We start from the raw sequence: 11,394 nt of genomic DNA, 5'->3' as shown, positions 1-11,394 counted from the left end.
CTATCGAGTTCTCACACAACACAACCACAACCCACACCCAAGACTCTACTTACACCATCCGGGTTGGTGCCGCGGCGACTCCCCATAACCTACACACCCACCACCACACACACAAACACCCAGGCCAGAGCATGTTTTTCCGCGTGCCTGCCCACCCCACACTCAATCCACACCCGCCCGCCTAAAGGCAAAGAAGGCTCCCAACCCCCCGAGCTCATGCGCGGCACCGCGAATCAGGAGCGGCAAACCCAACCCCACCCCGACTCCCAGACCGCCCTGGAGGAGGAACCACTGCGTAGCCGTCACGGCTTCGCTGAAGCCCAGCGCCCCACACACGGCCATGCCGGCCACCGCGGCCACCACCCAGATCGCGTTGTTCCTGCCTATGACGGCGAAGAGCACCACGCACGGAACCACCACGAGCGCGTACCCCAACCCGAAGGCCGCACCGCGCCCCGCGCCAACCCCCTCCGTCAGCCCCAGGAAGGCCCCGATCATCACCGCAAGGCACACCGGAATGACGCACAGAAGAGCCGTCCACCGCGCCCACACGGTGCGGGCGCCGCCGAATCGAACCCACTGGGCGTAACTGAGCTGTATTTTTTCTTCACCGACCGCTCCCATCGCCGTGGTGGCAACGGCCACGATGAGAGTGAACCCGCCAAGCGCCGCAACGTCAAAGAGGCGGGAGGCCACCGCGACGCACGCCGCGAACCACATCGCACCGAGCCCCCAACCCAGCCATACCGTGGCCTGAGGCCGAAGGATACTTTGCCCCGTGAGGGTTTCCGGATACGCAATCCGCCGCCAGGGCCACCCCCCGCGTTCCACCGATTGATGAGAATTCACTCGGCCCTCCGGGGGTTCGTCCACGTTACCCAGCACGACGTCGTCCGGCTTCCTCACGATGGCCCACAGGAAGAAGAGGGCAATCGTGAGGAAAAAGACGAGCTGCTCCCCGCTCAGCCAGGGGAAAACCCACAGGGTGAGCCCCACGTTAGCCAGACTCTCCACTGCGGCATCCGCCTTTCGATGCCGCGCCCAGGTTACGCGCGGCACGCTCAGGGAGGCGTAAGCCGCGTCCAGGCGCCAACTCCTCTTGGCGCTCACGGCGATCCAGACCCATCCCAGCACGAGCCAGGGTCCGTGCAGATCCGGCTTCAAGAAAAACCCAAGCAACAGGAATCGGCTCGTGAGCGATAGAAGGTTTCCGCGATCCGTCAGCCCCCACCACAATCGCACCGCGTTCATCACTGGGCCTCCTCGATCGCTCGGGCGAGTTCTTCCAGGCTGAGCTGTTGCGCCCGCACCCCGCTGGGGATTCCTCGCTCCCGCGCCGCCGCCAGGGGGAGGGCCAGCACGGTCCTGAGGCTGCCCACGAGCTCCTCGGTACGCAGTACTGCACCCGGGTGAGCATCGATCAGCCTTCGGACGGCACCGCTGGGGCCGAGGAAGCTGCTGTATCCCTCAAGGATCTCGCCCAGGGACCCGCTGAGCTGCACACCGGCGCCGTTGATGATCGTCACCGCGTCGAGGAGCTTTTCCGATTCGTGGAGTTCGTGCGTGGAGAGCAGGAAGCTAGCATCGGGGCGACGGTCGCGCTCGTCGCGGAGTTCCCGGTAGAAGATGCCGCGCTTTTCTACGTCGAGGCCCAGATAAGGCTCGTCGAGGAGGGTCAGATCGCAGCCGGCGGCGAGGGCGAAAGCGATGCCGAGGGCGGACTTCTGCCCGCGGGAAAGCGCGCTGTACTTCTTGTCGCCGGGCAGAGAGAACGCGCGCAGCAGGGCCAGGGCTCGGCCCTGATCCCAGGTGGAGTAACGCACGGCGGCCACCCGGAAAAGCCGCGTGGCGTGCCAGTCTGCGGGCAGCGGGGCGTCGATACCCGCGAGAGCGACGCGCTGCATGATCTGCGGATTGTCGAAGGGGTCCTCGCCCCAGACGGTCAGGGAGCCGTCGTGGGGGAGCTGCCCGGAGAAAAGGCGCAGCAGCGTGGTCTTTCCGGCGCCATTGGGGCCGACGAGACCGTGGATCCCACCGGTGGGGATGCACAGCCGGAGCCCCTGGAAGATCCTTGTTCGCGCGTAGCGGGCGCGCAGGTCCCGGGCCTGGATGAGGGGGTGTGCGTTCATGAGTAGAGTCCTCTGCTTTCTGCCACTCGATCGACGAGGTCGTGAAGTTGCTTCCGGTTGAGGTCGAGGCGCAGGGCCTCGTCGATCATGGGCGCCAGGTAGGCGCCGGGGAAGCTCTCCCGGCGGCGCTCCATGATGGCGGCGCGGGCGTGATCGGTCACGAACATGCCCACGCCCCGCCGCTTGACCAGCACCCCGGATTCCACCAGCAGCGCGAGCCCCTTGCGGGCGGTGGCCGGGTTGATCTTGTGAAAGGCGGACAGCTCGTTGGTGGAGGGGGCGCGGTGTCCCGGTTCGAGGGTGCCCTCCACGATGCTGTCCTCGATGAGCCTCGCTATCTGCTGAAAAAGGGGTGCCGCCGCCTCATCCATGTCCAACCTCCTCGCCGCTTAGTTACTCATGTAACTAACCAATGAGGCTGCTGTCAAGGAGGCGTCGCCCCGCGCGACCCCGCCATCGCGCACCAAACGCAACACGTCTGACCCGTCCCCTCCGCCACCACCCCCGCTCAACAGGAAAAACAGACGGGACTTCGACGTATGCCCCTCTCATGGGGCATGCTGGGGAGTGCTGCAATTTAGGAAATATAGTGACGAAACGGAAATTAGGAGCCATGCTTGAACGCACACTCGTGTTCGTGGACACCTCATATCTCTTGGCGAGCTTTTATAACTCATGGGAGACCGGAGCGCGCGCACAGTTAGAAATCGACCTACCCGAGGTTGTGGGAGTCCTGGGCGGCATGATCGAGGGGCAGCTGCACCAACCCATCCACCGCCAGCTGTGGTACGACGGCATCCCCGAGACCGGCCCACACCGCTATCAGCGCGCCCTGCGCTCCTGCAACGGCGTGCAGCTGCGCACGGGGCAACTCATCGCCTGGGGGGAGCGACGCACCCAAAAGGCCGTGGACACCCGCCTGGTGGCGGACATGGTAATCGCGGCCGTGCACCAGCGTTGCACGGACATCGTGCTCATTTCCGGCGATGCCGACATGATCCCCGGAGTGCAGGAGGCCACCGCCGCCGGCATCCGGGTGCACCTCTACGGCTTCGGCTGGGATTCCATGTCCTCCGCCCTGCGCTACGCCTGCGACACCACCACCATCCTCGACCCCCGCGAAGACTTCGCGGATTCCATGCGCCTCCAGGTACTCGAAGGCCCGCTGCCGCCCTCAGTACCCGCCAAGCCCCTGGGGGAGACCGAACCCCCCGAGGAACCCGGCCCCACCCTGGTACCGGAGGCCGCCACCCGAGGACACCGGCCACCCAGTACCCCCACCGCCGCCGACAGCGCGGAGCGCCCCGAGAACTCCTGCCCGGAGGAAACCACCGAGGAGCTTATCGACGCCGCGCGGCACCGCAAGATCGCCCCGGAGCCCGCCCCGTCGAACAGCCCGGCGGCGGAATCGACCACGGACCAGGCCCGCTCCGTCGACGAAGAGATCGCCGGCGGGGAGGCCGCGGACAGCGCCCCGGCGCAGGCCGATAAGCCGGAGCTGGAGAACGCGGCGTCCCCGAAGCCCACGCCCAAGCCCTCCATGATGGCCCCCAAGCGCAAGCTGCGCTCGCGCTACGTGCCGCTGCCCAACGAGGTATGGGCCTCCGCAGGCAACCAAACCCCCTACGACGTGGGCCAGCAGTACGCGGCCTGGTGGTACGAGAACGCGGCCTCCAGCGAGCAGCGCGATCAGGCACACCTGCTCTCCGGCGGCGGGCTTCCCCCCGAGGTGGATCGCCCGCTGTTGCAATTCGCCTGCGAGACGCTCCACGAGTACACGCTCTCGGAGTCCCAGCGCGTGAACCTGCGCGATGGGTTCCACTCCGGAATCCGCGGCGTGCTCATCAACATCCGGCGCGATTAGCCGCCGCTCTTTTCCCCCAGCACGGCGGCGTCGTCCCCGGTGCCGCCGCGCAATTCCGCGCGGATCTGGTCGAGGCGGGCGCTGGCCTGCATGTCCCTTCCTGCGGCGGCGATCTCATCCATGCGGGAGGTCATGGTGCCCTCCGCGAGTTCCTGCGCGCCCAGGGCGGTGGCGTAGCGGCGCTCGATCTTCTCGCGCACCCCGTCCAGGGTGGGGGTGGAATCATCGGCCGTGGAAAGGGCGCCCATCGCCTCGAGGGAGGCCTTCTGCATAGCGCCCTGATCCACCTGGGAGCGCAGCCGATCGATCTGGCCCATCTGCTCCTTGAGCCGGGCCTCGGACTCGCGCTGCTTACGCTGCGCCTGCTCGGCGGCCAGGGCGGTCTGCCGGTGGGCGGAGCTAAGCTCCTCGATCTGCTGCTCCGCCGCCAGCTGGCTGGCCAGCACCTCCACGGTGGAGGTGTACTCCGCGGCGCGCGCGGCCGCACCCTCGGCCGTCGCCCGATCCGCCACGGCGAGGGCCTGCTTGGCCCGCTCCTGGAGGGAATCGCGCTCCTTGAGCAGGCGATCCAGCTTCGTCTCCAGCTAGCGCTTGTGCCCGATGATCCCCGCGGTCCGCTCGGTGATCTCGCGGTGCTGTTTCTTGGCCGCCTCAGCGGCCTGCTGGATCTGCACCGCGGGGTCGGCGCGCTCGTCGATCTTCTGATCCAGGGACGCCGTGAGATACTTCCAACCCTTGCCGAAGGGATGAGCCATGGGTGCTTCCCGCCTTTCTTGCGTTCGTGGATCGCGCTCATGCGCAACCGCGTTCCCCGCGAGTGTACGCAAGCACGGCGCAGGCCCCTGTGCCGTGCAGACTTACGGCTACTTCTGCGCGTCGCGCGCCGCGTTCTGCTCCGCCACCTGGCGGCGAACCTCGTCCATGTCCAGGCCCTTGACCTGCGCCACCAGATCCTCCAGCGCGGCGGGCGGCAGGGCGCCGGCGTCGCGGAACACCATGATACCGTCGCGGAAGGCCATCAGGGTGGGAATGGACTGGATCTCCAGGGCGGCCGCGAGCTGCTGATTCGCCTCCGTGTCCAGCTTGGCGAAGGTAACGTCCTCGTGCTTTTCCGAGGACTTCTCGAAGGTGGGGGCGAAGGCGCGGCAGGGGCCGCACCAGGAGGCCCACGCATCGACGAGCACAATGCCCTCGCCGCTAACGGTCTGCTCGAAGGTGTCCTCGGTGACGTCGATCGTTGCCATGTTCTTCTCCTCAATTCGATTGCGGGTTGCCCAAGCACAAACAGGCGCACCCGGCGCGCTATTCCCCGGTCAGGATGCGGGGGAACATCCCACCCCGACTACATACCCCCTGGGGGTATATTCTGGTGGCATGACCACCCCGGTACCCGCACAGATCGACCTCGGCATCACCGGCATGACCTGCACCTCCTGTTCCTCCCGCGTGGAGCGCAAGCTCAACAAGATGGAGGGGGTGGACGCCACCGTCAACTTCGCCACCGAGACCGCCAGCGTCACCTATAATCCCGCGCTCACCGGGCCGGACGACCTGCTCGCCACGATCCGCGCCACCGGCTACGAGGGGTTCCGGTTGCGCCCGGAGGCGAGGGAGGCGTCGCACAGCGAAGCCGAGGCGAACACGACCCCCGATACCCGCTTGTGGCTCTCCGCCCTGCTCAGCCTGCCGGTGGTGGCGCTCTCCATGGTCCCCGCCTGGCAATTCACCCACTGGCAATGGCTGGCCTTTGCCCTGGTCTCTCCCGTGTTCTTTTGGGGCGGGTGGCCCTTCCACCGCGCGGCGCTGATTAACCTGCGCCACGGGGCCTTCACCATGGACACGCTGGTCTCCCTGGGCTCCACCGCCGCCTACGCCTGGTCCGTGTGGGCGCTTTTCCTCGGCGGGGCGGGGGAGCCGGGCATGATCATGCGCATGAGCCTGAGCGCCCACGCACACGCCGGCGCGGCGGAGATATACCTGGAAACGGTGGGCGTGGTGATCTCCTTTCTGCTGCTAGGGCGCCACTTGGAGGAGCACGCCAAGGGGCGTTCCTCGGAGGCGCTGCGCCGCCTCCTGAGCATTGGGGCCAGGGAGGCCACGGTGCTGCGCGGGGATCGGGAGGAACGCGTACCCATCGCCGAGCTGGCGGTGGGGGATCGGGCCGTGGTGCGCCCGGGGGAGAAGATCCCCGCCGACGGCACCGTCATCGAGGGCACCACCGCCGTGGACGAATCCATGCTCACCGGCGAATCCCTCCCCGTGGAGGCGGGCCCCGGCGCGCGCGTCACCGGCGCCACGCTCAACGCCTCCGGCAGGATCGTCCTGCGCGTGGAGCGGGTGGGGGAGGACAGCACGCTGGCGCAGATCGGCAGGCTGGTCAGCCAGGCCCAGGCGGGCAAATCCCCGGTGCAGCGCCTGGTGGATCGCATCGCGCAGTTCTTTGTCCCCGCGGTGATGGTGCTCTGCGCGCTCACCCTCGCCGGGCACCTGCTGCTCGGCTCCGGCTCCACCGCCGACGCCTTCGCGGCGGCCGTCTCCGTGCTCATCATCGCCTGCCCCTGCGCCCTGGGGCTGGCCACCCCCACGACCCTGCTAGTGGGCACCGGGCGCGGAGCGCAGATGGGGCTGCTCATCCGGGGCCCCGAGGCCATCGAATCCGCGCGGAGGGTCGACACGATCGTGTTGGACAAGACCGGCACGCTCACCACCGGGACCATGAGCCTGCGCGAGGTCACCCCGCTGGGGGAACGCTCCTCGCGCGAGGTCTTAGCCCTGGCCGCCGCCGTGGAGGCGGGCTCCGAGCACCCCATCGGCCGGGCCATCGTGGCGGGGGCCGAGGGCGAAGTGCCCGCCGCGCGCGAGGCCCAGGCCCGGCCCGGCCTGGGCGTGAGCGCGCGCGTGGGCGTGAGCGCGCGCGTGGGCGAGCTCCTGGTCACCGTGGGCCGCCCCGACGCGGACACGCGGAAACACGAGGCCGTGGCACTGGCCCAACGCGCCGGGGCCACCCCCGTGGTGGTGAGCGTGGGCGAGGAGCCGGTGGGGATCATCGTGGTGGCCGATGCCCCCAAACCCACCTCCGCCGAGGCCATCGCGGCGCTGCGCGACCTGGGCCTGCGCCCCATGCTGCTCACCGGGGATAACACCGGGGCAGCCGCCGCCACCGCGCGGGCCGTGGGCATAGCGGAGGAGGACGTGCTGGCGGAGGTCCTTCCCCAGGACAAGGTGGCACACATCGCCGCACTGCAACGCCAGGGCCGCACCGTGGCGATGGTGGGCGACGGCATCAACGACGCCGCCGCACTCGCCCGGGCCGACCTCGGCCTGGCGATGGGGGCGGGGACCGACGTGGCCATCGAGGCCTCGGACATCACCCTCATGAGCAACGACCCGCGCTCGGCTGCCGACGCCCTGCGCCTGGCCCGGCGCACCCTGGGCACCATTCACGGCAACCTCGTGTGGGCCTTCGCCTACAACGTGGCGCTCATTCCCGTGGCCGCGCTGGGGCTGCTCAATCCCATGTTCGCCGGCATCGCCATGGCGGCCTCCTCGGTGCTGGTGGTGAGCAATTCCCTGCGGCTGCGGGGATTCCGCTCGTCCTTCGGGGAGGCGGTACCACCGGCGGGGGAGCGCTAGCCCCGCGCCATGTCCACGAACCGCGAGTAATGCAGCTGGTGAGCCACGGTCACGGTGTCGATGGGCCCGCCGCGATGCTTGGCCAGGATGATGTCCGCCTCCCCGGCGCGCTCGTTATCCTTGTCCTGGGAGTCCGGGCGATACAGCAGCATGACGATGTCCGCGTCTTGCTCCAGCGAGCCGGACTCGCGCAGGTCCGAGAGCTGTGGGCGCTTGTCCGTGCGGGACTCCGGGCCGCGGTTGAGCTGCGAGATCGCCACCAGGGGCACGTCGAGCTCCTTGGCCAGGAGCTTGAGCGAGCGAGAGAACTCGGAGACCTCCTGCTGGCGCGATTCCACGCGCTTGCCCGAGCTCATCAGCTGCAGGTAGTCCACCACGATCAGCTGCAGATCGTGCTTCTGCTTCAGCCGCCGGGCCTTGGCCCGGATGTCCATCATGGTCATGTTGGCGGAATCGTCGATAAAAAGCGGCGCCTCGGAGATCTGCCCCACCCGGCTGGCCAGCTTTTCCCAGGCCACGCCGTCCATGCGGCCGGCGCGCATGTCGGAGAGCTTGACCTCCGTCTCCGCGGAGAGCAGGCGGGTGGCGATCTCATTCTTGGACATTTCCAGGGAGAAGATCACGGAGGCCTTGTTGTGCTTGATCGACGCCGAACGCACGAAATCCAGGGCCAGGGTGGACTTACCCACGCCGGGGCGCGCCGCCACGATCACCATCTGACCGCCGTGCAGGCCCTGGGTGAGCTCGTCGAGGTCGAGGAAGCCGGTGGGGATGCCCTGGGCCAGGCCGCCGTTCGTGGCGATCATGTCCAGCTCGTCGATGGTGGGTTGGAGGATGTCCGCCAGCACCTCGTAGTCCTCGGCGGACTTCTCCCGATTGATGCCGAAGACCTCCTGCTGGGCCATGTCCACCACGGCATCGACCTCGGCGCCCTCCGCGCCCTCGTACCCCAGCTGCACCACCCGGGTGCCCGCATCAACCAGCTTGCGCAGCGTGGCCTTTTCCTCCACGATCTCCGCGTAATAGCGCGCGTTGGCCGCCGTGGGCACCGAGGCGATCAGCGTGTGCAGGTAGGGGGCGCCGCCCACCCGATCCAGCTCGTTGCGCCGCTCCAGGCGCGCGGAGACGATCACCGGATCGATGTCCTTACTCTCCGAAAAGAGGTCGATGATCGCCCGATAGATCAAGACGTGCGCCGGATGATAGAAGTCATCCGGGGAGAGCACCTCGATGATGTCGAGCACCGTGTTCGGGCTGAGCAGCATGGCCCCCAGCACGCCCTGCTCCGCCTCGCGATCGTGCGGCGGCTGGCGAAAGCCCCCTCCCATCCCGCGGCCACGCCGATCGTCGCCGCGGCCCCGATATTCCCCGGATTCCTCCGGGGCATCCGGTTCCATGGGGGGAACGTAGTCGTCGTCGAAGCTGGCTCCCTCTACTCCCGCCGTCATGCGTCCTCCTTCTTGATGGCCTCGGCCCGGGCGATGGCATCCGCGGCCCGGATGAGGGAAAGATGCGAAAATGCCTGGGGAAAGTTCCCCGCCAGGCGCGCCGATACCGGATCGTACTCCTCCGCCAGCAGGCCCAGGTCCGTGGCCAGCTCGCACAGCATCTCGAACTTCTCCCTGGCCTCCGCCACCCTGCCCACGGCAGCGTACTGCTCCACCAGCCAAAAGGCGCACATCACGAAGGGGTATTCCTCGCCCTCCAGCCCGTCGATCCCCTCGCCCTTGACGGTGCGGTAGCGGTATACCAGGCCATACTCATCGACCAGATCCGCCTCGATGCGCGCCACGGTGCCCAGCATCTTCGGATCGTCGGCGGCGATAAAACCCGTGTGCGGCAGCTGGAGCAGGGAGGCGTCCACCTCGCTGCCGCCGTAGGTCTGGGTAAACGCTCCCAGTTCCTCGTTCCAGCCGCGCTCCATGATCTCCGCGCGGAGGCGATCCCGGTAGCGCGCCCAGGTTGCCACGTCGCCCTCGTAGCCGTGCTCGCTCACCGCGCGAATCGCCTCGTTGAAGGAGGCCCACATCATCACCCGGCCGTGGGTGAAATAGTGCGGATCCCCGCGCATCTCCCAGATCCCGTGATCGCGGTCCTCGTAGTGATCCATCACGTAGTCGAGCAGCTTGACCTGGAGCGCCCAGGAGTAATCGGAATCCTTATAGCCGGCGTCGCGCAGCGCCGCCAGGGCCAGCATGACCTCGCCCACCACGTCCGCCTGATACTGGGCGGCCGCGCCGTTACCGATGCGCACCGGGCGAGAGTCCTCGTAACCGCGCAGGTGCGGCAGCTCCTTTTCCAGCAGCTCCCGCTCCCCACCCAGGCCGTACATGATCTGGAGCTTGGCGGGGTCGCCCGCCACCGCGCGCAGCAGCCAGTTGCGCCAGGCGGTGGCCCCCTTGATCAGGCCGTGGGCCACCATGACCTCCACGGTCAGGGCGGCATCGCGCAACCAGGTATAGCGGTAGTCCCAGTTGCGCGCGCCGCCGAAGGACTCCGGCAGCGAGGCCGTGGGGGCGGCTACGATGCCGCCGGTCTCGGTGTGGGTGAGCGCGCGCAGCACCAGCAGGGAACGCTCCACCTGGGGGTGGGCCTCCACGTCCAGGCGCTCGATCCAGTCGCCCCAGAAATCCTCCGCCGCCGCCAGCGCCACGTCCGGGTCCTCTGGCTCCGGCACCGGCTCCCAGGGCTTGAACCACGTCAGCGACCAATCCGCCCGCTGCCCGGCGCTCAGCGAGACGCTACCGCCGATCGCGTCGGCGTCATAGGCGCCCTCCTTGGCGTCCGGGGTGATCTGCGGCCCGGCCAGCAGCAGTCCCTCCGGACCGCCCGTGCACAACAAGCCCGGCTGCCCCGCACCCGGCACCTCGACCCAGCGGAACCAGGGTTTGATCCGCGCGTAGTCGAAGCTGATCCTCAGATCCATCACCACGTCCACGGTGCCGCTGAGGCACTCCACCCGGCGAATCAGGTCCGCCTTGCCGTTATTGGGCGTCATAAAGTCCAGTACCCGGGCGGTGCCGGTGGGGGACTCCCAGAGCGTCTCCAGGATGAAGGTGCTACCCACGTAGCGACGCCCGGTGACCGCCCCGCCGCGGACCGCGAGCTTCCAGCGCCCATCGCCGGGCTCCCCAAGCAGGGCCGTGAAGAGCGCCCCGGAATCGAAGCGGGGCAGGCACAGCCAGTCGATGGAGCCCTCGCGGGACACCAGGGCCGCCGTGGATTGATCGGACAGGAGGGCGTAATCCTCCAGGGGGGTACTCGGCATACGGTCAGTCTTTCTGCGTCCTGGGATGAACAAGGTGGGCGTTGTCCGTGTCCCCATAATCTACCCACAATCGCGGCCCGAGCACAGCCCGCGCGGGCAAGTTATCCACAGGACTTGTGGATAACTGACAAAGTTATCCACCGACGCCCCTCGGCGCTGTGCACAAGACAGGCGACGCGAGCCGCGATAATGGCAGCAAACCTACAGGAAACCATCATATGCGCTGCTTACGGCTATTTTTGAGGGAACTTTTCTCGGGAAAATACTGCGACACGCCGTGGTACCAGGGCGTTTGACACCGCCTGCGACACTTTGTTAGCACCCGCTCGGGGCACTGACCTGCGCACTTATCCCCGCCGTTTTTCCACAGTTATCCACAACCTATCCACAGGGGTGGGGAGGGGACAAACACCGGCGGCCCCGCGGCTCGCTCAGAGGCGAGTCGGGGGCCGTCGGTGCGCTGTTGTCGTTGGGCCGCGTTCCGCCTTGAGAGTTTCCGG

At 67.9% G+C, this 11,394-nt stretch carries 10 protein-coding genes; 2 read left to right on the top strand and 8 right to left on the bottom strand.

Annotated elements, in window-relative coordinates:
- Positions 1-162: 162 nt before the first annotated feature.
- Genes H7347_RS08200 through H7347_RS08190 form a run of 3 tightly spaced genes read right to left on the bottom strand, consistent with a single transcriptional unit; the run spans position 163 to position 2,500 of the window.
- The gene (locus tag H7347_RS08200; RefSeq protein WP_152823025.1) at positions 163-1,251 is read right to left on the bottom strand and encodes a hypothetical protein; all 1,089 of its coding nucleotides are present in this window, start codon (positions 1,249-1,251) and stop codon (positions 163-165) included.
- Positions 1,251-2,129 carry an ATP-binding cassette domain-containing protein gene (locus tag H7347_RS08195; protein ID WP_152823024.1) on the bottom strand — a complete coding sequence of 293 codons (879 nt, stop codon included), beginning with the start codon at positions 2,127-2,129 and terminating at the stop codon, positions 1,251-1,253. Before H7347_RS08195 ends, H7347_RS08200 begins: the two co-directional genes overlap by 1 nt.
- Positions 2,126-2,500: a GntR family transcriptional regulator gene (locus tag H7347_RS08190; protein ID WP_152823023.1), complete on the bottom strand. Its 375-nt coding sequence runs from the start codon at positions 2,498-2,500 to the stop codon at positions 2,126-2,128. Before H7347_RS08190 ends, H7347_RS08195 begins: the two co-directional genes overlap by 4 nt.
- Positions 2,501-2,742: 242 nt before the next feature.
- Between H7347_RS08190 and H7347_RS08185 the strand changes: the two genes are divergently transcribed.
- The gene (locus tag H7347_RS08185; RefSeq protein WP_152823022.1) at positions 2,743-3,993 is read left to right on the top strand and encodes an NYN domain-containing protein; all 1,251 of its coding nucleotides are present in this window, start codon (positions 2,743-2,745) and stop codon (positions 3,991-3,993) included.
- Here H7347_RS08185 and H7347_RS08180 read toward each other — a convergent pair.
- The 3 genes from H7347_RS08180 to trxA form a co-directional block, all read right to left on the bottom strand.
- Positions 3,990-4,505: a PspA/IM30 family protein gene (locus H7347_RS08180; protein WP_370513944.1), complete on the bottom strand. Its 516-nt coding sequence runs from the start codon at positions 4,503-4,505 to the stop codon at positions 3,990-3,992. The genes H7347_RS08185 and H7347_RS08180 overlap by 4 nt on opposite strands.
- A 72-nt stretch (positions 4,506-4,577) precedes the next feature.
- On the bottom strand, positions 4,578-4,748 hold the full coding sequence (locus tag H7347_RS10810) for a hypothetical protein (protein WP_227659083.1): 171 nt from the start codon (positions 4,746-4,748) through the stop codon (positions 4,578-4,580).
- 108 nt (positions 4,749-4,856) lie between these two features.
- Positions 4,857-5,237 (bottom strand): thioredoxin, encoded by a 381-nt coding sequence (gene trxA, locus H7347_RS08175; protein WP_152823021.1) that lies wholly within the window; start codon positions 5,235-5,237, stop codon positions 4,857-4,859.
- 130 nt (positions 5,238-5,367) lie between these two features.
- Here trxA and H7347_RS08170 point away from each other — a divergent pair, with 130 nt between their 5' ends.
- A complete protein-coding gene (locus H7347_RS08170) occupies positions 5,368-7,626 on the top strand; it encodes a cation-translocating P-type ATPase (protein ID WP_227659082.1) in 2,259 nt (752 codons plus the stop codon).
- Here the strand turns inward: H7347_RS08170 and dnaB are convergent.
- Entirely contained in the window at positions 7,623-9,074 is a 1,452-nt protein-coding gene (gene dnaB, locus H7347_RS08165) for a replicative DNA helicase (RefSeq protein ID WP_152823020.1), read from the bottom strand. The two genes, H7347_RS08170 and dnaB, sit on opposite strands and share 4 nt — an antisense overlap.
- The gene (locus tag H7347_RS08160; RefSeq protein WP_152823019.1) at positions 9,071-10,894 is read right to left on the bottom strand and encodes a glycoside hydrolase family 15 protein; all 1,824 of its coding nucleotides are present in this window, start codon (positions 10,892-10,894) and stop codon (positions 9,071-9,073) included. Before H7347_RS08160 ends, dnaB begins: the two co-directional genes overlap by 4 nt.
- Positions 10,895-11,394: the final 500 nt, after the last annotated feature.

The sequence above is a fragment of the Corynebacterium sp. zg-331 genome, from assembly GCF_014267345.1.
Lineage (GTDB): Bacteria > Actinomycetota > Actinomycetes > Mycobacteriales > Mycobacteriaceae > Corynebacterium.
Note: the sequence above shows the minus strand (reverse complement) of the source record. Positions and strands in the feature narration are given on the sequence as shown.